Source organism: Variovorax sp. GW821-FHT09B01, from assembly GCF_059418345.1.
In genome coordinates this window covers 1-18,954 of record NZ_JBWKPQ010000006.1, presented here as the reverse complement: position 1 = coordinate 18,954, position 18,954 = coordinate 1, and the positions used below count along the sequence as shown (strand labels likewise).

The 18,954-nt window shown below is 70.6% G+C and carries 18 protein-coding genes and 1 riboswitch; of the genes, 4 read left to right on the top strand and 14 right to left on the bottom strand.

What is annotated here, in order from left to right; genetic code table 11:
- Positions 1 to 5: 5 nt before the first annotated feature.
- Together thiS and AC07RV_RS19005 are read right to left on the bottom strand one after the other, a co-directional pair.
- Positions 6 to 203, bottom strand: coding sequence for a sulfur carrier protein ThiS (thiS, locus tag AC07RV_RS19010; RefSeq protein ID WP_208509429.1), 198 nt, complete (start codon positions 201 to 203; stop codon positions 6 to 8).
- 5 nt (positions 204 to 208) lie between these two features.
- Positions 209 to 1,294 (bottom strand): FAD-dependent oxidoreductase, encoded by a 1,086-nt coding sequence (locus AC07RV_RS19005; protein ID WP_296789261.1) that lies wholly within the window; start codon positions 1,292 to 1,294, stop codon positions 209 to 211.
- A gap of 44 nt (positions 1,295 to 1,338) precedes the next feature.
- Here AC07RV_RS19005 and thiD point away from each other — a divergent pair, with 44 nt between their 5' ends.
- The gene (gene thiD, locus AC07RV_RS19000; protein WP_093341444.1) at positions 1,339 to 2,193 is read left to right on the top strand and encodes a bifunctional hydroxymethylpyrimidine kinase/phosphomethylpyrimidine kinase; all 855 of its coding nucleotides are present in this window, start codon (positions 1,339 to 1,341) and stop codon (positions 2,191 to 2,193) included.
- Here the strand turns inward: thiD and AC07RV_RS18995 are convergent.
- Positions 2,132 to 3,472, bottom strand: coding sequence for a purine-cytosine permease family protein (locus AC07RV_RS18995; protein WP_093341445.1), 1,341 nt, complete (start codon positions 3,470 to 3,472; stop codon positions 2,132 to 2,134). The genes thiD and AC07RV_RS18995 overlap by 62 nt on opposite strands.
- Before the next feature lie 76 nt (positions 3,473 to 3,548).
- Positions 3,549 to 3,651, bottom strand: a riboswitch (TPP riboswitch).
- A 102-nt stretch (positions 3,652 to 3,753) separates the two neighbouring features.
- Between AC07RV_RS18995 and AC07RV_RS18990 the strand changes: the two genes are divergently transcribed.
- Positions 3,754 to 5,688 (top strand): adenylate/guanylate cyclase domain-containing protein, encoded by a 1,935-nt coding sequence (locus AC07RV_RS18990; RefSeq protein ID WP_296789264.1) that lies wholly within the window; start codon positions 3,754 to 3,756, stop codon positions 5,686 to 5,688.
- Here the strand turns inward: AC07RV_RS18990 and AC07RV_RS18985 are convergent.
- The 3 genes from AC07RV_RS18985 to AC07RV_RS18975 are packed head-to-tail and all read right to left on the bottom strand — an operon-like array spanning position 5,685 to position 8,886.
- Positions 5,685 to 6,659, bottom strand: a complete 975-nt coding sequence (locus AC07RV_RS18985; RefSeq protein WP_296789265.1) for a PDR/VanB family oxidoreductase — start codon at positions 6,657 to 6,659, stop codon at positions 5,685 to 5,687. The genes AC07RV_RS18990 and AC07RV_RS18985 overlap by 4 nt on opposite strands.
- Positions 6,656 to 7,888, bottom strand: coding sequence for an aromatic ring-hydroxylating dioxygenase subunit alpha (locus tag AC07RV_RS18980; RefSeq protein ID WP_296789267.1), 1,233 nt, complete (start codon positions 7,886 to 7,888; stop codon positions 6,656 to 6,658). Before AC07RV_RS18980 ends, AC07RV_RS18985 begins: the two co-directional genes overlap by 4 nt.
- A complete protein-coding gene (locus AC07RV_RS18975) occupies positions 7,885 to 8,886 on the bottom strand; it encodes a Bug family tripartite tricarboxylate transporter substrate binding protein (protein WP_296789268.1) in 1,002 nt (333 codons plus the stop codon). Before AC07RV_RS18975 ends, AC07RV_RS18980 begins: the two co-directional genes overlap by 4 nt.
- Before the next feature lie 85 nt (positions 8,887 to 8,971).
- On the opposite strand from AC07RV_RS18975, the gene AC07RV_RS18970 reads away from it, so the two are divergent.
- Complete coding sequence (locus AC07RV_RS18970; protein ID WP_057596670.1) at positions 8,972 to 9,916, top strand: LysR family transcriptional regulator; 945 nt, start codon at positions 8,972 to 8,974, stop codon at positions 9,914 to 9,916.
- On the opposite strand, the gene AC07RV_RS18965 is transcribed toward AC07RV_RS18970, so the two are convergent.
- Positions 9,903 to 10,652, bottom strand: a complete 750-nt coding sequence (locus AC07RV_RS18965; RefSeq protein WP_296789269.1) for a TetR/AcrR family transcriptional regulator — start codon at positions 10,650 to 10,652, stop codon at positions 9,903 to 9,905. The genes AC07RV_RS18970 and AC07RV_RS18965 overlap by 14 nt on opposite strands.
- 121 nt (positions 10,653 to 10,773) lie before the next feature.
- Here AC07RV_RS18965 and AC07RV_RS18960 point away from each other — a divergent pair, with 121 nt between their 5' ends.
- Positions 10,774 to 12,078, top strand: coding sequence for an aspartate aminotransferase family protein (locus AC07RV_RS18960; RefSeq protein ID WP_296789270.1), 1,305 nt, complete (start codon positions 10,774 to 10,776; stop codon positions 12,076 to 12,078).
- A gap of 7 nt (positions 12,079 to 12,085) precedes the next feature.
- Here the strand turns inward: AC07RV_RS18960 and AC07RV_RS18955 are convergent, their stop codons facing one another.
- The 7 genes from AC07RV_RS18955 to AC07RV_RS18925 are packed head-to-tail and all read right to left on the bottom strand — an operon-like array spanning position 12,086 to position 18,627.
- The gene (locus tag AC07RV_RS18955) at positions 12,086 to 13,156 is read right to left on the bottom strand and encodes an NAD(P)/FAD-dependent oxidoreductase (RefSeq protein WP_296789272.1); all 1,071 of its coding nucleotides are present in this window, start codon (positions 13,154 to 13,156) and stop codon (positions 12,086 to 12,088) included.
- Positions 13,114 to 13,443, bottom strand: a complete 330-nt coding sequence (fdxA, locus tag AC07RV_RS18950; protein ID WP_057596674.1) for a ferredoxin FdxA — start codon at positions 13,441 to 13,443, stop codon at positions 13,114 to 13,116. The genes AC07RV_RS18955 and fdxA overlap by 43 nt, the downstream gene beginning before the upstream one ends.
- Positions 13,444 to 13,485: 42 nt before the next feature.
- A complete protein-coding gene (locus tag AC07RV_RS18945) occupies positions 13,486 to 14,826 on the bottom strand; it encodes a sulfate adenylyltransferase subunit 1 (protein WP_296789273.1) in 1,341 nt (446 codons plus the stop codon).
- The gene (gene cysD, locus AC07RV_RS18940) at positions 14,826 to 15,767 is read right to left on the bottom strand and encodes a sulfate adenylyltransferase subunit CysD (protein ID WP_296789274.1); all 942 of its coding nucleotides are present in this window, start codon (positions 15,765 to 15,767) and stop codon (positions 14,826 to 14,828) included. The genes AC07RV_RS18945 and cysD overlap by 1 nt, the downstream gene beginning before the upstream one ends.
- 41 nt (positions 15,768 to 15,808) lie before the next feature.
- Positions 15,809 to 16,429: a phosphoadenosine phosphosulfate reductase domain-containing protein gene (locus tag AC07RV_RS18935; RefSeq protein WP_093341456.1), complete on the bottom strand. Its 621-nt coding sequence runs from the start codon at positions 16,427 to 16,429 to the stop codon at positions 15,809 to 15,811.
- A 27-nt stretch (positions 16,430 to 16,456) separates the two neighbouring features.
- Positions 16,457 to 16,852 (bottom strand): DUF934 domain-containing protein, encoded by a 396-nt coding sequence (locus AC07RV_RS18930; RefSeq protein WP_057596678.1) that lies wholly within the window; start codon positions 16,850 to 16,852, stop codon positions 16,457 to 16,459.
- A complete protein-coding gene (locus AC07RV_RS18925; RefSeq protein WP_296789275.1) occupies positions 16,849 to 18,627 on the bottom strand; it encodes a nitrite/sulfite reductase in 1,779 nt (592 codons plus the stop codon). The genes AC07RV_RS18930 and AC07RV_RS18925 overlap by 4 nt, the downstream gene beginning before the upstream one ends.
- Between the last annotated feature and the right edge of the window lie 327 nt (positions 18,628 to 18,954).

The following is an 18,954-nucleotide window of genomic DNA, read 5'->3' as shown; positions in this document are numbered from 1 at the left end:
GTCGTTCAGCCGCCCGTCACGGGGCGGATCACTTCGACGCGGTCTTCGGGCTGCAGCGCGCGCGCGGCATAGGCCGAGCGCGGCACGAACTCGCGGTTCACGGCCACCGCGAAGGGCGGCGTGGCATTCAGCGCGGCGAGTGCGTCGGTCAGCGTGGCGTGCTCGGGCAGCGCGAAGGGCTTGTCGTTGATCAGGATGTTCATCGTCGTCATGGAGTCTCCAGGCCGAAGCCTTGCGCGAGCGGCGAGCGGCCCTGCGCGAGCCACTCCATCGCGGCATCGAGCAGGGCGGGCGCGATCATGAAACCGTGGCGGTACAGGCCGTTGATCTGCAGCACGCGCGGCCGCGGCTGGCGCAGCGCGGGCAGGTTGTCGGGCAGGGTGGGGCGGCACTGCGTCGCGATCTCGACGATGCGCGCCTCGGCGAAGCCGCTGTGCACTGCGTACGCGGCACTCAGCAGTTCGAGCGTGGAGCGCACGCTCGCGGGCGACATGTCGTCCGACTCGATCTCGGTCGCGCCGATCACGAACAGGCCCTCGGGCTTGGGCGCGATGTAGAGCGGATAGCGCGGATGCACGAGCCGCGTGGGCCGCGCCAGCGTCACGTCGGGCGCATGCACGCGGATCACCTCGCCGCGCACGCCGCGCAGCGCGTTCCATTGCGGCCGGGCGCCGAGGCCGCGGCAGTCGATCAGCCAGTCGGGCTGGCCCGGCGCGCCGGGCGCGAAGTCCTCGGGCGCGCGCGGCGACTGCCAGTGCAGCGTGACCTTGTCGTCGGCCTGCAGCGTCGCGAGCAGCGCGGCCAGCAGCGCGCGGTTGTCGAGCTGGCCTTCGCCGGGCAGGAACAGGCCGCTGGCGAAACGCCGGCCCAGCGAGGGCTCGAGCGCCTCGATGCCCGCGCCATCGAGCGTGCGCATCGGCGCCAGCTCGGGCACCTGCGTGCCGGTGTGGGCCAGCACGCGCGCGAGCCGCGCGGCCTCGTTCGCATCCTGCCGGTGCCACAGCACCAGCGTGCCTTCGCGCTGGAAGAACACCGGCCGCGCCAGCGGCGCGAGCAGCTCGGGCCAGCGCGACAGCGCGTGGTGGCCCATGCGCACCAGCGGCACCGGCGCCACCGCCGACTCGGCCAGCGGCGCGAGCATGGCCGCGGCCACGCGCGCGGCCGCGCCTTCGGCCTCGGCGCTGCCCGCTTCATACAGGTCGACGCGGCAGCCGGCCCGCGCCAGGGTCACGGCCATCAGCCGGCCCATGAGGCCCGCGCCGAGGATCGCCACCGATCGGAAGGGCGGGTTCATCGCCATGCTCCTTGTGCCTTCGAATCGCGTCGATAATTTTCGGCATGACCCAAGGACCCACCCAGCGCTATGCGCGCGTGCTCTCGATCGCCGGCTCCGACAGCGGCGGCGGCGCCGGCATCCAGGCCGATCTCAAGACCTTCGCGGCCCTCGGCTGCTACGGCATGACGGCCATCACGGCGCTCACCGCGCAGAACACGCTCGGCGTCACGGGCATCCACGGCGTGCCGCCGGCCTTCCTCAAGGCGCAGATCCAGGCCGTGGTCGAGGACATCGGCGTCGACGCGGTCAAGCTCGGCATGCTGCATGCGCCCGAGGTGGTCGAGGTCGTGGCCTGGGCCATCGACCACTACCGCCTGCCGAACGTGGTGCTCGACCCGGTGATGGTCGCCACCAGCGGCGACCGCCTGATCGCGGCCGAGACGGTGCAGGTGCTGGTGCGCGAACTGTTCCCGCGCGCCGCGGTGATCACGCCCAACCTCGACGAGGCGGCCCTGCTGATCGGCCATGCGATCGACGGCATCGGCGCGCTCGACGGCGCGGCCGACGAACTGCTGGCGCTGGGCGCGCGCGCGGTGCTGCTCAAGGGCGGCCACCTGCCGGGCAGCGAGGTGGTCGATGTGCTGTTGCAATCCAGTGGCGAACGCACGCGCCTGGCCTCGCGCCGCATCGAGAGCCGCAACCTGCACGGCACCGGCTGCACGCTGTCGTCGGCCATCGCCGCGCACCTGGCACTGGGCGCTGCGCTGCCCGAGGCGGTGGAGCGCGCGCGCGCCTACATCCTCGGCGCGATGGCGGCCGCTGTCGACGTGCAGGTCGGTGCCGGTCATGGCCCGCTCAACCACGGCTTTGCGCCAGTGCCGACGCAGCGCCTGCCGCTGCGATCTTCGGCCGGCTGAGCCAGGCCAGCACGAAGGTCAGCGCCAGCGTCGGCAGCGCCGAGCCGAACTGCGGCGCCCATTTCGCGAGCGCGTGGTAGGCCGCGATGCCCGCGATCCAGATCAGCGCCGCCGCCAGGTCGACCTTGGGGCGCGCGCCGGCCGGCGCCACCGCGCGGCCGCCGCCCAGCCGCCCGAGGATCACGCCGTAGAGCGGCACGAACACCGAGCTCAGCAACAGCAGGAAGGGCTCGAGCGTGTGCATCGGCAGCACCAGCGCGAGCGCGATGCACAGCACGGCCAGCAGCAGGCCCCAGCGCTTCACGCTCCAGCGCGGCAGCAGGCTGTGGGTGGAGACCGAGCCCGAGTAGACGTCGCCATAGGCGTTGTCGAGCTCGTCGATCAGGATCAGGCCCAGCGCCACCAGCCCGCCCTGCGCCAGCAGCAGCGCCGTGACCAGGCTGGTGCCGGGCTCGGCCACGCTCACCACCATCACGCCCAGCGCATAGCACCAGATGTTGGCCAGCGCATAGCCGATCCAGGTGCCGCTGAAGGCGCTGCCGAGTCCGCCCGCGCTGCGCTTGCCGTGCCGCGCATAATCGGCCACCAGCGGCAGCCACGACACCGGCATCGCGATCACGAGGTCCAGGGCGCCGAACATGCCCATGCTGCCGTCGCCCGGGCGCGACCAGAAGGCATCGAAGCCCTTGGCATGCAACTGGGTTGCGAACTGCCAGCTCAGCCACAACAGCGACAGCACCACCAGCGGCAGCCCGAAGCGGCTCACGAAGCGCCGCACCAGTTTCACCATCGAGCCCGCGAGCAGCGCCAGCAGCACGGCGCCCCACAGCAGCGTGGTCGCCACGCCGCCCCAGGCGCTGCCGAGCCATGGCCCGGCCACCGACTGGCCGATGGCCTGCGTGCCCTCGCGCATGATCACCAGCTCGAAGGTGGTCCAGCCCACCAGCTGCACGATGTTGAGCAGCACTGGCAGCCGTGCGAAGGCGCTGCCGTAGGTGGCATGCATCAGGCCCGCGCTGGCCAGGCCGCTCTCGCAGCCGAGGCGCGCGGTCCAGGCCAGCAGCGCGGCGCCGAGGCAGGAACCCAGCGCGATCGCGATCGCCGCGTCGCGCGTGCCCACGGCCGGCACCAGGTAGGCGCCGATCTGCATCACCAGCAGGCCCACGCCCAGGCTGAACCAGAGCGAGGCATGGTCGTGCCAGCCGAAGACGCGCTGCGACGCCGGCAGCGGTGTCAGCGCCTCGTTGGCGAGAGGGTTCGATGTGTCGTCGTGTGCCATCCGTTTTGCTCCGGGCAAAAGGTTTGGCAGGTGGGCGAGGCTCCAGCGGCACGGCTGGCACGCGAGAGAACGTGACAGGCCGCCGGACCAGCTTCCCTGCGCGAGGATTACCTCAATCAGGTTCAAAGGGACTTTCTCAGCCGGGACGGCAAGCCGACCCAACACCCCTAGCGAACCGCCATTTTAGGCCCGTCGCGGCGTACCGGGGGCATTCCGAGAAGTCCGGGACAATCCGCGCCATAACGAACGAGGCCGCGCACGAGCGCGCGAAAGGGAACGACATGGCAGACGCTGCTGCATCCGCGGCCCCCACGGAGGCCGTCTGGCCACCCCCGGCGGCCACCCGCCTGCGCCACTTCCGGGTCGACGTCGGCACGATCATCTGCGCCGTCGCGCTGGTCCAGTCGCTGCTGCTGGTGGCGCTGGGCTACTGGGGCGCGCAGCGGCTGGTGTCGCGCGTCGGCGAGTCGGCGCACAAGGTCCACCACGACCGCATCGAGGACAACGTGCTGGCCTTCCTCGCCAAGACCCAGGCGGTGGTGCACGCCATCGGCGATTCGCCGAGCCTGCATCCGCTGGGCGAGGACGGCGAGCGCAGCGCCGAGATGCTGTGGACCCTGCTCGAGGAAGCGACCGAGCTCGACAGCCTCGGCGTGGCCAGCGACGACGGCCATCTGCTGATGGCCGAGCGCTACCCGGTGTCGGCGATTCGCCAGGTGGTGCGCGACCCGGCCTTCAGCACCGAGACCTGGGAATACAAGCGCTCGGTCGACGTCGAGGGCGGCGATCCGCGCCAGCGCTTCGCGACCACGCGCATCGAGTCCTTCCGCAGCGACCACGACGCCACCGAGCGCGACTGGTACCGCGAGGCGCTGGCGCGGAAGGCGCCGGTGTGGACGCCGCCGTTCCACCTGGCCGACGGTGAGGAACTCGGCGTGAGCTACGCCCAGCCGGCCGAGCGGCTCGACGACGAAGGGCGGCACCTGCAGTCGATGGTGGTGGTCGGCCATCTGTCGCTGGGCCACCTGTCGACGCTGGTGCGCCAGTTCGGCAGCCGCGGTCCTGGCGAGAGCGTGCTGCTGAGCGACGACCACCACGTGCTCGCGCGCAGCGACCATCCCGATCCGGTGCGCGCGCTGCAATGGCCCGAGGGCGGCGTGCTCGGCGCGGTGCATGCCTACATGCTGGCCCACGGCATCTCGGAGAACGTGGAGGACGAGAGCTTCGTCGTCACCCACGCGGGCGAGCGCTACCGGGTCGAGTCCTCGCGCATCGGCCCCACGGGCTGGGAGCTGATCAGCTGGGAGCCCGAGGCCGCGCTGCTCGCCGGCGTGGAGCGCCTGGTGCGCTGGGGCCTGCTGCTGACCCTGGCCTTCCTGGCGTTCGCGCTCTTCATCTCGCTGCGGCTGTCGAAGCTGGTGACCGCGCCGATCGAGAAGCTGTCGCAGACCGCGCGCCGCATCGGCCGGCTCGAGCTCGACGACCTGCCGCAGCAGCCCAGCCGCGTGCTCGAGATCCAGCACCTGAACCAGGCGCTCGACGACTCCGCGCGCAGCCTGCGGGCCTTCAGCAAGTTCGTGCCGGTGCACCTGATCCGCCAGCTCGTGGCCGAGGGCCATGCGCTGGCACCCGGCGGTTCGCCGCGCCGCATCACGGCGATGTTCACCGACGTCGAGGGCTTCACCAGCATCGCCGAATCGCTGGAAGCCGGCGTGCTGGTGCGCCAGCTCACCGAGTACTTCAACCTCGCGCAGCGCGTGTTCGCGCGCCATGGCGGCGTGGTCGACAAGTACATGGGCGACGGCATCATGGTGCTGTGGGGCGCGCCGCTCGACCTGCCCGATGCCGAGTACCGCGCCTGCCTCGCGGCACGCGAGCTGCATGCCGAGATGGCCGAGCTGAACCGCCGCTGGCAGGCCGAGGGGCTGCAGCCCTTCCACACGCGCATCGGCATGCACACGGGCGTGGTGATCGCCGGCGTGCTCGGGTCCAGCGACCGGCTCTCCTACACCGCGCTCGGCGACGTGATCAACGCCGCGAGCCGCATCGAGGGCAGCAACAAGGAACTGGGCACGCGCACGTTGATGTCCGAAGCCACCCACGCGGGCCTGAACGGGCGGCTGCCCACGCGGCGCATCGAGGAGCAGGTGGCGCTGCGCGGCCGGCAGACGCGCATGGTGCTCTACGAACTGCTCGAGGAGAACGAGGCGCCCTAGAGATCGAGCACCAGCCGCGGCGAGCTCGCACGCGAGCAGCAGGGCAGGAACTGGTCGTTGGCCGCTTGCTCGGCGCGCGTGAGAAAGAGGTCGTGGTGCGCGACCTCGCCCTCGAGCACGCGCGTGAGGCAGGTGCCGCAGACGCCTTGGGCGCAGGACACAGGGATTTCGATGCCCTCGGCCGCGAGCGCGTCCACCACGCTGAGCGCGGCCGGCACGCGCACCACGCGGCCGCTGCTGCGCAGCTGCACCTCGAAGCTGCCGGCCTCTCCGACGGGCGGCGGCGCACCCGTGAAGCATTCGAAATGCACGCGCTCTTCGGGCCAGCCGAGCGCGCGGGCGGCGGCGCGCACCGCTTCGATGAATCCGTTCGGCCCGCAGACGTAGAGATGGCGCCCGGGCGCCGGCGCGCCGATGGTGGCGGCCAGGTCGATGCGCTGCGCGGGCGGGCCGTCGTCGTCGTGGAAGAAGACCCGGTCGGCGAAGGCCTCCGCCCGCAGCCGCGCGCGATACGCCGCGCGCGCCGCACTGCGGCTGCAGCAGTGCAGCGCGAAGTCGCGGCCCAGCGCGGCGAGGCGGTGCGCCATCGCCAGCAGCGGCGTGATGCCGATGCCACCGGCCAGCAGCAGGCTGTGATCGGCCCCCTCATCGAGCGTGAACAGATTGCGCGGCGCACCGACCTGCAGCAGCGTGCCCTCGGCCACCGCCTCGTGCAGCGCGCGCGAGCCGCCGCGCGATGCCGCCTCGCGCAGCACGCCGATCTCGTAGTGGCCGGGCGCCCGCGCGGGCGGGTTGCACAGCGAGTAGGGCCGCACCAGGCCGCCGGGCAGCAGCAGCTCGATGTGCGCGCCGGCCTCGAAGGGCGGCAGCGCGCCGCCGTCGGCCGCCTCGAGCCGGAAACCCGCGATGCCCTCGGCCTCGATCGTCTTGCGCGCGACGCGCACCGCGATGCGTTCGACGGCCGCGCTCATTCGCCCTGCAGGAAGTTGCCGGCCTCGAAGCGCACCGGCGGCGCGTCGGCGTCGAAGCTCACGCCGGCCGGGTCGCGGCCCTCGCGCAGCGCGTCGAGCTGGCGCTGCAGCAGCCGGCGCAGCATCACGATGCCGCGGTCGGAGCTCGCCAGGTGCTCCTCCGAATGCGCGGTGATCGCGCCCTGGCTCACCTGCGCCTCGTAGTCGCCGGGAAAGCGGCGGTGCTCCTCCTCGCTGAGTTCCTCCCACAGCTTGCCGTTGAGGCGCGAGCGCACGCGCGCGAGGTCGCCGGGCTCCTTCACCCGGCCCACGGTGTAGATGCGGAAGCTGTGGTCGTCGATCGGCAGCACCCAGCCGATCGACTCGACCCGGCCATAGGCCGCCACGCGCGGGTTCGGCACCACGCGCAGGGTCGGCAGCACCGGCCCGGCCACGCGGCGGAACACGCGGCCGTCCTCGAGGCGGCGGATCGAGGTGATCATCACGCCGGTCTCGGTGCTCTCGAAGTTCACCTCGGGCATCTGGCCCATCAGCGCCACGAACTGGGTGCCGCTGAAGCTGCCGTGCAGCACCGGCACGTGGAAGGGGTCGGCCACGTTCTCGTAGTGCTGCAGCCAGTTGCAGGGAACGATCCGCGGCCCGCCGCCGCCGATGCTGTTATCGTCGGCCTCGAGCGTCTCGCCCTCGTCGAGCACCTCCAGGCAGTCGTAGCGCGGCAGCACCGGCTTCTTCTCGGCCGGGCCGAGGTAGGCCCAGACCAGGCCGTAGCGCTCCTCGACCGGGTACCAGGGCTGGCGCACGCGGCCGCGGGTGCGCGCGCCGTTCTCGGGCTCGCAGGGCTGGTCGACGCAGTGGCCCTGCACGTCGAACATCCAGCCGTGGTAGCAGCAGCGGATGCCGCCTTCCTCCACGCGGCCGTAGTAGAGCGAGGCGCCGCGGTGGGCGCAGCGCCAGTGCACCAGGCCGGGCCGGCCGCCCTTGTCGCGGAACAGGATCAGGTCCTCGCCGAGCACGCGCACCTGGCGCGGCGTGTCGGTGGCATCGGCGGCCAGCCCGATCGGATGCCAGTAGCGCCGCAGCAGCTCGCCCATCGGCGTGCCGGCGCCGACCTCGGTCAGCTCGGCCTTGTGGCTCGGCGGCTTGCGGCCGTAGGCGGTGCCGGTGTCGAAGGCGACCGGCTGCCATTCGGCGGCGCCAGGAGAAGAGGAGGAGGGAAGGACGGTGCTCATTCGGGGGTGACTCCTGCGGCCTTGATCAGGTCCGCGACACGGGGGAAATCGGCTTTCTGGCCGGCGCGAAACTCGGCCGGCGTGCTGCCCAGCGGCTCGAAGCCGAAGCCGGCGAGCCGCTCCTGCACCTCGGGCTGGCGCGTGACCGCCTGCAGCGCGGCGACCCATTCGTCGATCACGGGCTGCGGCGTTTTCGCGGGCGCGTAGACGCCGATCCAGCTGTCGAGGTCGAAGCCCGCGAAGCCCTGCTCGGCGAAGGTCGGCACCTCGGGCATCGAGCGCACGCGGCGCCGGCCCGTGATGCCCAGCACCTTGATGCGGCCGGCCTGCGCCAGCCCGCGCGCGGTGGCCGGGTTGGCCCAGGCCACGCCCAGCGCCTCGCCGAACAGGTCGTTGTGCGCGGCCGCCTCGGCCTTGTAGGGCACGTGGATCAGGTCGATGCCAGCCTGGCGCGCGAGCAGTTCGCCGAACAGGTGGGCGTTCGAGCCGTTGCCCCAGGTGCCGTAGCTGATGCCGCGGTGCGCCTTGGCGTAGGCGACGAACTCGCGCACGTTCGAGAACGGCGCCGAGGCACGCGCGATCAGCATCGGCCCGCCGGTCGCGAGCTGCGACAGCGGCTCGAAGTCCTTCACCGGGTCGTAGGGCAGCCGCGGCTGCAGCACCACGTTGTTGATGTGCGTGAGCGGCAGCGTCAGCAGCACCGTGTAGCCATCGGGCGCCGCCTTGGCGACCGCGTCGGCCGCGATGGTGCCGCTGGCGCCGGGCCGGGGCTCGACGATCACCGGCTGGTTCCAGCGTGCCTTGAGCTTCTCGGCGTAGATGCGCGCGATCGAGTCCATCGGCCCGCCGCCCGAGCCGAAGGGGATGATGCGCACCACGCGGGTGGGAAAACTGGGTGGGCTCGCCTGCGCGAAGGCCGGGCCGGCGGCGCCGGCCATGACGGCGCCGAGAAGGCCGAGCGCGCGTCGGCGCGTCGGCTGGGGTCGCAACGGATTCATCGTGTCTCCAGGTCGTGCTGTACTTGTGGACCCGACGATAAGTACCGCCCGTGCCCCGGGCAATTCGAAGCTTTGGATATGAGATATGGCCCGACGTGATATCCGCAGCCTCGACGTCGGCATGCTGCGGACCTTCGATGCGCTGATGCGCGAGCGCAGCGTGTCGCGCGCGGCGACGCGCCTGTTCCTGAGTCAGCCCGCGGTGAGCGCGTCGCTCAACCGGCTGCGCGAGACCTTCGACGACCCGCTGTTCACGCGCACCGCGCACGGCGTGCAGCCGACCGCGCGCGCCACGGCGCTGGCGGGCCAGGTCGAGCGCGTGCTGGCCGACCTGTCGGCCATGCTCGAGCCCGACGACCGCTTCCAGCCCGAGCATTCGCAGCGCATCTTCCGCATCTCGGGCGGCGACTATGCCAGCCACCTGCTGTTGCCGCGGCTGGCCAACGAGCTCGTGGCCTGCGGCTCGCGCGTGCGGCTGTACTGGGAGACCAGCTCCTTCCTCACGCTGACCGAGCGGCTGCGCAAGGGCGATTTCGACGTCGCCGTGCTGCCGCGGCTGCAGCCGCCGAGCGACTGCGAATCGGCGCTGCTCTACGAGGACCGCTACGTGGTCGCGGTGCGCCGCGGCCATCCGACCATGGGCGAGGCCGCCTCGCTCGACGACTTCTGCGCCGCGCCACACGTGTTCCTGGGCTACGGCAGCTCGGCGCTCGACGACCTGATCGACCAGGTACTGGCGCGCCAGGGCCGCCAGCGCAGCATGAGCGTGGCCATGACCAGCTTCGGCCAGATCGTCGACCTGCTGGCGCAGACCGACCACGTGGCGGTGATGCCGCTGCGCGTGGCCGCGCGCTTCGACGCGCTGCTCGCGGTGCATCCGCTGCCCTTCGAGCTGCAGGGCTACCGCTCGGTCGTGTGCTGGAACCGGCGCTCGAATTCCGACGCCGGCGTGCTGTGGCTCAAGGACGCGCTGCTGCGCATCGGGCGCGAGGCCGATGCGGTGCCGATGCCCGTGCCTACGTCGGCCTGACGCGCCGCGCGAAGGCCTCGAGGCCGTCGATGGTCATCTGGACGTGGCGCTCGAAGCTGCTGTCCAGCGGCACCGTGCTGCCGTTGTCCCAGCGCACGATGAAGGCGCGGTTGGCCAGCAGCGGCAGGTTGCGCGAGAGCACCGGGTGGTCGAGCGGGCGGATGGTGTGGACGCGTTCGCGCAACTCTTCCGCCCAGGTCTGCGTGTTGTCCGAAGGCAGCGGCGAGAACTCCATCGTGAGGAAGCCCAGCATCGCCGCGATCGTGCAGTTGTAGGCCTCGCGCAGCGGCTCGCCCTCGAATCCGGCCTCGGTCAGCGCCGTCAGCACGCCCTCGACCAGCGCGGTCGGCAGGCTGCCGTTGGACACCAGCTGCGCGCCCAGCAGCTGCGCGACGTTGGGATGGCGCCGCACGGCCGCGCGGCAGCGGCGGAACAGCTCGGCGATCCAGGCCTGCCAGCCCGGCTGCACGGCATCGGCGGGCGGCGCCACGTCGGCCATGACCGTGGCCGCGACCTCGGCCAGCAGCGCCTCGCGCGAGCTCACGTGCCAGTGCACCGTGGCCGGGTAGACGCCGAGCCGTGCCGCCACCTCGCGCAGGCTGAAGGCGCCGAGGCCGGCCTCGTCGATCAGCGCCAGCGCGACCTCGGCGATCCGGCTCTTGGTCAGCGCGGCGCCGCCCGCGGGTCGGCCGGCGGTGCGGGGCGGGGGAGCGGCTTTCTTGCGCGCGGTGGTCATCGGGTGGGTGCCATTGTTCGGTCGGTGAATTGATTGTATAAACATCGAAAAATTGAGCATCGAACAATTAACGCTGAGCCAAGCGCCAATTCCAGCCGTCCAACCCCTTCCAGGAGCAGCCATGACCCTTGCCCCCATCGACCATGCCCTGGCCGAGGCGCACCGCCGCTTCACCGAGGCCAACCCCGCCAGCCGGCGCCAGTTCGAGGCCAATGCCGAATCCATGCCCGGCGGCAACACGCGCTCGGTGCTGTTCTACGCGCCGTTCCCGCTGACCATCGCGCGCGGCGAGGGGGCCGCGCTGTGGGATGCCGACGGCCACCGCTACGCCGATTTCATCGCCGAGTACACGGCCGGCGTCTACGGCCACTCGGCGCCCGAGATCCGCGAGGCCGTGATCGAGGCGATGCATGGCGGCGTCAACCTCACGGGCCACAACCTGCTCGAGGGCCGGCTGGCGCGGACCATCCGCGAGCGCTTCCCGCAGGTCGAGCGACTGCGCTTCACCAACTCGGGCACCGAGGCCAACCTGATGGCGCTCACGGCCGCGCTGCACTTCACGGGGCGGCGCCGCATCGTGGTGTTCTCGGGCGGCTACCACGGCGGCGTGCTGGGCTTCGGCGACCAGCCCTTGCCCACCACCGTGCCCTTCGACTTCCTCGTGCTGCCCTACAACGACGCCGAGACGGCGCGCGCCCGCATCGCCGAGCAGGCCTCGGAGATCGCGGCCCTGCTGGTCGAGCCGATGCAGGGCGCGGCCGGCTGCATCCCGGGGCAGCCCGATTTCCTGCGGGCGCTGCGCGAGGCGGCCACGGCGGCCGGCGCGCTGCTGATCTTCGACGAGGTCATGACCTCGCGCCTGGGCCCGCGCGGCCTGGCCAACGAGCTGGGCATCCGCGCCGACCTCACGACCCTGGGCAAGTACATCGGCGGCGGCATGTCCTTCGGCGCCTTCGGCGGCCGCGCCGACGTGATGGCGCAGTTCGACCCGCGCACCGGCGCGCTCGCGCACTCGGGCACCTTCAACAACAACGTGATGACCATGGCGGCCGGGCAGGCGGGCCTGACCCGGCTCTTCACGCCCGAGGCAGCCGGCGCGCTGGCCGAGCGCGGCGAGGCGATGCGCGCGCGGCTCAACGCGCTGGGCGCGAAGGAGGGCGTGGCGCTGCAGTTCACGGGCGTGGGCTCGCTGATGAACGCGCATTTTTTGCAGGGCGAGGTGCGGCGCGTGGCCGATCTCGCGGCGGTCGATGGGCGGCTGCGCCAGCTGCTGTTCTTCCATCTGCTGAACGCGGGCATCTACACCTCGCCGCGCGGCTTCGTGGTGCTGTCGCTGCCGCTCGGCGACGTCGACATCGAGCGCTACGTGGCCGCCATCGGCGGCTTCATCGCCGAGTACCGCGCGTTGCTGCCCGCGCTGGGCTGAGCGCGGCTCAGGCCTTGCCGGCCACGCCCAGCAGCTCGTGCAGCCGGGTGCTGGTGGTCGTGTACTGCAGCGGGATCGCCTTGCCGGGGAACACGATCGCCGCGGCGCCCCAGGCGGCCAGCGTGGCCTCGTGGAAGCCGCAGACGATCAGCTTCTTCTTGCCCGGGTAGGTGTTGATGTCGCCGACCGCGAACACGCCCGCTTCGCGCGTCTGGTACTTCTCGGTGTCGACCGGCACCTGCTTGCGTTCGAGCTCGAAGCCCCAGTCGGCGATCGGACCGAGGCGCGGCGAGATGCCGAGGCAGGCGACCAGCGCATCGAGCGGCAGCTCGACCGTGCTGGCATCGGGCGTGGCGATGCGCAGCGTCTGGCCGTCGAAGCCGCTGGGCTGGCCGACCTGGAAGCCCAGCCGGCCCTCGGCCACCAGCGCGCGCATCGCGGCCACCGTGGCCTCGTCGGCCTGGAAGCCGTCGCGCCGGTGCACCAGCGTGACCTGCCTGGCGATGGCGGTCAGCGCGATCGCGATCTCGAGCGCCGTGTCGTCGCCGCCATTGACCACCACGGCCTGGCCCGCGAAGCGGTCGAGCGAGTCGGGGTGATAGAACAGCGATTGGCCTTCGAAGCGGCCGATGTCCTCGAGCGCGATGCGCTTGGGCACGAAGGCGCCGACGCCGGCCGCGATGAACACCGTCTTCGCGAGGAAGTGGCGGCCGGCCGAGGTGCCCAGCAGCAGCCGCTGGTCGGCCTGGCGCTCGAGCGTGGCGACCTGCTCGCCGAAATGGAAGACCGGCTTGAACGGCGCCACCTGCGCCAGCAGCGACTGCGCGAGCTCGCGCCCGCTGGTCACCGGGGTGCCGGGAATGTCGTAGATCGGCTTGTGGCCGTACAGCGCCACGCACTGGCCGCCCGCGGCGGGCAGCGCATCGACGATGTGGCAGGAGATCTCGAGCAGGCCGAGCTGGAAGGCCTGGAACAGCCCCACCGGGCCGGCGCCGATGATCAGGGCGTCGGTCTCGATGGGGGCGGGGGCCTGGCTCAGCGCACCAGCTCCGAGATCTTGCCCGTCTTGTCCTTCCACTCGTCGGCGTCGGGCAGGGCGGGCTTGCGCTTGGTGATGCTCTTCCAGCCGTCGGCCTGGGCCAGCTCGGCATTGAGCTTGATGAAGGCGATCTGGTCGGCCGGCAGGTCTTCCTCGGCGAAGATCGCGTTGGCCGGGCACTCGGGAATGCAGACCGCGCAGTCGATGCATTCGTCCGGGTCGATCACCAGCATGTTGGGACCTTCGCGGAAGCAGTCGACGGGGCAAACGTCCACGCAGTCGGTGTATTTGCAACGGATGCAGGCTTCGGAGACGACGTGGGTCATTTGGCGTTGTATGCGGTCTGTGGTCGGGAAAAACCCTTGATTTTAGGCCTTTGCGGCGCTCGGCTGCACGAGCACGGCCGCCGAGGTGCGATGCGAGGCCGTATCGACCAGCACCAGCGAGCCCAGCGTGCGCGAGCGCGTGAACGGCAGCACGGCCAGCGGCTGCTGCAGCGCGAGCACCACGTCGCCGATGGCATTGGCCTCGAGCTGGGTCGCGGGCTCGGATTCGAGCGTCGTGATGTTGACCCGGTCGACGATGCGCGCGACCTTGGCCTTGACCCAGCGATGCCCCTGCAGCGCCCAGTAGACGCGGCCCGCGACCAGCGGCTCGTCGTCGAGCCAGGCCACGGTGGCGGTGATCTCGCGCACCGGCTCGAAGGCCTCGGGTGCCAGCAGCCAGTCGCCGCGCGACACGTCGACCTCGCGGTCGAGCACGATGCCGGCGCTGTGGCCCGCATGCACGGTCTTCGGCTGGCGCGCGTGGCTCAGCACCTGGGCCACGGTGGCGGTCTGGTTGCTCGGCAGCACGGTCACGCGCTGGCCCGGCTCGACATGGCCCGAGGCCACGCGGCCCCAGAACACGCGGCGGCCCTGCGAGGTGTCGGCCGAGGACGAGAACTTCTCGACCCACTGCACCGGGAAGGCGAAGGGCACCGATTCGTCCTGCGCCGTCACCGGCAGCTGTTCGAGCAGCTCGAGCAGGCTCGGGCCCTCGTAGCCGACCCAGTCGGCATGGCGCGTGGCCACGTTCCAGCCCTCGAGCGCCGAGATCGGCACGATCGCGGCCACCTGCACGCCCGCGGCCTCGGCGAAGGCGTTGAGCGCGGCCGAGATGCGTTCGAAGGCCAGGCCGGCATCGGCGATGGCATCGAGCTTGTTGACCGCGAACACGATCGACTGCACGCGCAGCAGGTGCGTCAGCAGCGTGTGGCGGCGCGTCTGCGGCAGCAGCTCGCGCTTGACCACGGTGCCGTCTTCCACCTCGGCGGCCCAGGCCAGCTTGGTGGCATCGACCAGCACCACGGCGGCGTCGGCGGCCGAGGCGGCCGTCACCATGTTGCGCGTGTACTGCTCGTGGCCCGGCGCGTCGCCGATGATGAACTTGCGCCTGGCGGTCGAGAAGTAGCGGTAAGCCACGTCGATCGTGATGCCTTGCTCGCGCTCGGCCGACAGGCCGTCGGTCAGCAGCGCGAGGTCGGTCTCGCCGCCGCGCTGCACGCCGGCCAGTTGGTCCTGCAGCACGGTCTTGCTGTCGACCAGCAGGCGGCCGATCAACGTGCTCTTGCCGTCGTCGACCGAGCCGCAGGTGATGAAGCGCAGCGCGGTGCCGGTGTCGCCCTGGACATCGGCGGTGACAGGGGTTGCAGTGGTCGTCGCGCTCATCAGAAGTAACCGTCTTTCTTGCGTTTTTCCATCGAAGCTTCGGAGGTCATGTCGTCCATCCGGGTGGCGCCGCGTTCGCTGACGTCGACCGACAGCGTCTCGAGCACCACGTCGCCCGCGTCGGCCGCGAGGCTCTCGACCGGGCAGGTGGTCGTGATGTCGCCCACGGTGCGGAAGCGCACGTCGCGCACCTGCATGGTTTCGCCGTCGCGCGGCGGGGTCAGTTCGGTCACCGGCACCAGCAGGCCGCGGCGCTCGACCACCTCGCGCTTGTGCGTGTAGTAGATCGAGGGCAGGCCGACGTGCTCGCGCTCGATGTACTGCCAGACGTCGAGTTCGGTCCAGTTCGAGATCGGGAACACGCGGAAGTGCTCGCCCGGTGCCAGGCGGGTGTTGAACAGGGTCCAGAGCTCGGGGCGCTGGTCCTTGGGCTGCCATTGGCCGAAGCTGTCGCGGTGCGAGAAGATGCGCTCCTTGGCGCGTGCCTTCTCTTCGTCGCGGCGCGCGCCGCCGATCAGCGCGTCGAAGCGGAATTCCTCGATCGCCTCGAGCAGCGTCACCGACTGGTGCGCGTTGCGCGATTCGCCCGGGTGCGCGAGGCGCACCGTGCCGCGCTTCATCGAGTCCTCGACGCTGCGCACGATCAGCTCGGCGCCCAGTTCCTTGGCGCGCTGGTCGCGGTAGTCGGTCACTTCGGGGAAGTTGTGGCCGGTGTCGATCATCAGCAGCGGATAGGGCAGGCGGCCGATGCCGAAGGCCTTCTCGGCGCACTTCAGCAGCACCAGCGAGTCCTTGCCGCCCGAGAACAGCAGCGCGGGGCGCTCGAAGGCCGCGGCCACTTCGCGCAGGATGAAGATGGTCTCTTCTTCCAGCGCATCGAGGTGCGTGTTGGACAGGTGCGCGGGCGGCAGCAGCAGATCGGATTCGGTACGGGCGTTCATCGGGTGGGGCGCTGGAGATTCGGAGTCGGTGGAGCGTGCGTTCAATGCGAGAGGTGCAGGCCGCATTCGCGGTTGTCCTCGCCCTTGGTCGGGTCCACGTAGTCGAAGTTGTTCGGCAGGCCGTGCGCCTCGCAGTAGGTGTAGAGGTCCTTGGACGACCAGTGCAAGAGCGGCGCGACCTTGATCAGGCCGTCGGGGTTGATGCTGACCGGCTCCATCTGCGCGCGCACGGCCGTGTCGGTGGCGCGCAGCGCGGTGAACCAGACCTTGGGCGCCGTCTCGCGCAGGGCACGCGCGAACGGCTCGAGCTTCACCTCCTCGGTGAAGGCGGCGTGGCGCGGATCGTCGAGCGCCGGCGTCGGGCCGTCGACCGCCTCGCGGTGCGCGCGCGAGCGGCGCGGCAGGTAGATGTGCAGGTCCAGGCCCAGCTGCTTGGTCACCTCGTCGGCGAAGCGGTAGGTGGCCTCGGTGTTGTAGCCGTTGTCCATCCAGATCACCGGCACGTCGCGCTTCGCGCGCGTCACCATGTGCAGGATCACGGCCTCGAAGGGCCGGAAATTGGTGGTGACGATCGCGTTCTGGCCCAGGCCGATGGCCCAGTCCACCAGGCCTTCGGCGTTGCGGCCGAGTTCGGTGTTGATGCGTGCGAGGTCGATGCTCATGGATGAATCAAGCGTTGCTGTGGGAACTCAGTTGCCGGCCGCGAAGTGCGGCGCGGTCTGCACCGCGTCGCCCTGGTAGAAGGCCGAGAAGCGGTCGAACTGGCGCTGCGCGTCGGAGGCGTCCACGCCTTCCTTGAGCACGGCGCTCGAGAAGCCGGTGCGTTCCATCTGCACCAGCTGGTCGATCAGCACGTCGCCGGTGGCGCGGATGTCGCCCTTGAAGCCCAGGCGGCGGCGCAGCAGGAAGGCCTGGCTGTAGGCGCGGCCGTCGGTGAATTTCGGGAAGTGCAGGTCGATGCGCTCGATGTCCGACAGGCAGACCTCGATCGCGAGCGGATCGGCGTCGTTCGCCAGTTGCAGCACCTTCGGGTCGCCGTCGTCCACGTGTTCCTCGGCCGCCAGGATGTTCAGGGTCTTGTTCATGCTGCTTCCTCCACCTTGAAACGCGCACCGTTGGCCGCGGCCTTGAACGGGTCGGGTCCCACGCGGCGCAGCGTGTCGATGAAGTTCTCGCCGTTCTCGCGCGTGTCGCGGTAGGTCGTGAGCACGGCCTCGATCACGCCCGGCACTTCGGCCGCCGAGAACGAGGGGCCGACCACCTTGCCGGCCTGCGGCGTGCCGCTGAGGGCCGAGCCGTCGGAGCCGCCGAGCGTGACCTGGTACCACTCCTTGCCGTCCTTGTCGACGCCCAGGATGCCGATGTGGCCGCTGTGGTGGTGGCCGCAGGAGTTGATGCAGCCGCTGATGTGCAGGTCGATCTCGCCGATGTCGTCGAGCTCGTCGAGGTCCTGGTAGCGCTCGGTGATCGCCTCGGCGATCGGGATCGAGCGCGCATTGGCCAGCGCGCAGAAGTCGCCGCCGGGGCAGGCGATCATGTCGGTCAGCAGGTGCACGTTGGCGCTCGCGAAGCCGGCCGCGCGGGCTGCGAGCCACAGCGCATGCAGGTCTTCGGCGTGCACCCAGGGCAGCACCACGTTCTGGTCGTGCGTCACGCGGGCTTCGCCGGCCGAGAAGCGGTCGGCCAGCTGCGCGAGCGTGTCGAGCTGGTCGGCCGAGGCATCGCCGGGCGCCTGCTTCAGGCGCTTGAACGACAGCGTGACCGCGCGCAGGGCCGGGTTCTTGTGCGGCGCCACGTTGCGCGCGAGCCAGCGTGCGAACTGCACGTCGTCGGCGGCATGGGCGCGCAGCTCGGCGTCGGTCTTCTCGGCGCCCTGCAGCACGCGGGTGGCCAGTTCCGGCGGCACGAAGGAGGCGGCCACGCGGTCGAACTCTTCCTGCGTGATCGTGTGCGGCGCGCCGTCGTGCTCGAGGATCTGCTTGTATTCGGCATCGACGTCGTCGATGTAGCGCTGGCCTTCGGCCTTCACCAGGATCTTGATGCGCGCCTTGTAGATGTTGTCGCGGCGGCCGTAGCGGTTGTAAACCCGGATCACGGCCTCGAGGTAGTTCATGATCTGCTGCCACGGCAGGAACTCGCGCAGCACCGTGCCCACGATCGGCGTGCGGCCCATGCCGCCACCGACCTGCACGCGGAAGCCGATCTCGCCGGCTTCGTTCTTCACCAGCTTCAGGCCCACGTCGTGCCAGCCCGTGGCGGCACGGTCCTCGTCGGCGCCCGTGATCGCGATCTTGAACTTGCGTGGCAGGAACGCGAACTCGGGATGCAGCGTGCTCCACTGGCGCATGATTTCGGCGTAGGGGCGCGGATCGGCCACCTCGTCGATGGCGATGCCGGCGCGCTCGTCGCTCGTGATGTTGCGGATGCAGTTGCCGCTGGTCTGGATGCCGTGCATGTCGACCGAGGCCAGCAGGTCCATCACGTCGGCCGACTTGGCGAGCGGGATCCAGTTGAACTGGACGTTCTGGCGGGTCGAGAAGTGGGCGTAGTGGGTGGGCAGCTTCTGGCTGCCGAGCTGACCCTGGGTCTCGATGGCCTTCTTGTAGACCTCGGCCTCGGGCTCGTCGTACTCGCGGGCGATCTTCGCGAGCACGCGCACCTGCCGGCTCGAGAGTTCGCCGTAGGGCACGGCCACGCGCAGCATCGGGGCGTAGCGCTGCACGTACCAGCCGTTCTGCAGGCGCAGGGGACGGAACTCGTCTTCGTGGAGGCGGCCCTTTTGCCAGCGCTCGAGCTGGTCGCGGAATTGGGCGGCTCGTTGATGAACGAACTGGCGGTCGAAGTCTGTGTATTGGTACATCGTGCGTGAGTCTTGTCTTGAAGTGCGGTGCGTCCAGCGCGCCAGCAAGAAGCCGGGATTCTGAAAGCGTGCCTTATGGAACCAAACTATTTTTTGGTTCGCGCCTTATGCGGATAAGCTTATTCGCCAGTGTTCATGCGGGTTTGCGGGCGGTTGGATGCTTATTCTGGATAAGGGCGGGTGCGGGGGGAGGGGGGATTTTAGGAAGCCTTTGGGGTGGAGGTTGGGTTGGGGGTGTGTTCTGTTTTTGGGCTGTTGGCCGGGTCTCGCCCCGGCGGGCGAGTCACTTTCTTTTGCTTCGCCAAAAGAAAGTAACCAAAGAAAAGG

Excerpts from the sequence above, each read along its gene's own strand:
- thiS (WP_208509429.1), bottom strand. The coding sequence starts at position 203 with ATGAACATCCTGATCAACGACAAGCCCTTCGCGCTGCCCGAGCACGCC.
- AC07RV_RS19005 (WP_296789261.1), bottom strand. The coding sequence starts at position 1,294 with ATGAACCCGCCCTTCCGATCGGTGGCGATCCTCGGCGCGGGCCTCATG.
- thiD (WP_093341444.1), top strand. The coding sequence starts at position 1,339 with ATGACCCAAGGACCCACCCAGCGCTATGCGCGCGTGCTCTCGATCGCC.
- AC07RV_RS18995 (WP_093341445.1), bottom strand. The coding sequence starts at position 3,472 with ATGGCACACGACGACACATCGAACCCTCTCGCCAACGAGGCGCTGACA.
- AC07RV_RS18990 (WP_296789264.1), top strand. The coding sequence starts at position 3,754 with ATGGCAGACGCTGCTGCATCCGCGGCCCCCACGGAGGCCGTCTGGCCA.
- AC07RV_RS18985 (WP_296789265.1), bottom strand. The coding sequence starts at position 6,659 with ATGAGCGCGGCCGTCGAACGCATCGCGGTGCGCGTCGCGCGCAAGACG.
- AC07RV_RS18980 (WP_296789267.1), bottom strand. The coding sequence starts at position 7,888 with ATGAGCACCGTCCTTCCCTCCTCCTCTTCTCCTGGCGCCGCCGAATGG.
- AC07RV_RS18975 (WP_296789268.1), bottom strand. The coding sequence starts at position 8,886 with ATGAATCCGTTGCGACCCCAGCCGACGCGCCGACGCGCGCTCGGCCTT.
- AC07RV_RS18970 (WP_057596670.1), top strand. The coding sequence starts at position 8,972 with ATGGCCCGACGTGATATCCGCAGCCTCGACGTCGGCATGCTGCGGACC.
- AC07RV_RS18965 (WP_296789269.1), bottom strand. The coding sequence starts at position 10,652 with ATGACCACCGCGCGCAAGAAAGCCGCTCCCCCGCCCCGCACCGCCGGC.
- AC07RV_RS18960 (WP_296789270.1), top strand. The coding sequence starts at position 10,774 with ATGACCCTTGCCCCCATCGACCATGCCCTGGCCGAGGCGCACCGCCGC.
- fdxA (WP_057596674.1), bottom strand. The coding sequence starts at position 13,443 with ATGACCCACGTCGTCTCCGAAGCCTGCATCCGTTGCAAATACACCGAC.
- AC07RV_RS18945 (WP_296789273.1), bottom strand. The coding sequence starts at position 14,826 with ATGAGCGCGACGACCACTGCAACCCCTGTCACCGCCGATGTCCAGGGC.
- cysD (WP_296789274.1), bottom strand. The coding sequence starts at position 15,767 with ATGAACGCCCGTACCGAATCCGATCTGCTGCTGCCGCCCGCGCACCTG.
- AC07RV_RS18935 (WP_093341456.1), bottom strand. The coding sequence starts at position 16,429 with ATGAGCATCGACCTCGCACGCATCAACACCGAACTCGGCCGCAACGCC.
- AC07RV_RS18930 (WP_057596678.1), bottom strand. The coding sequence starts at position 16,852 with ATGAACAAGACCCTGAACATCCTGGCGGCCGAGGAACACGTGGACGAC.
- AC07RV_RS18925 (WP_296789275.1), bottom strand. The coding sequence starts at position 18,627 with ATGTACCAATACACAGACTTCGACCGCCAGTTCGTTCATCAACGAGCC.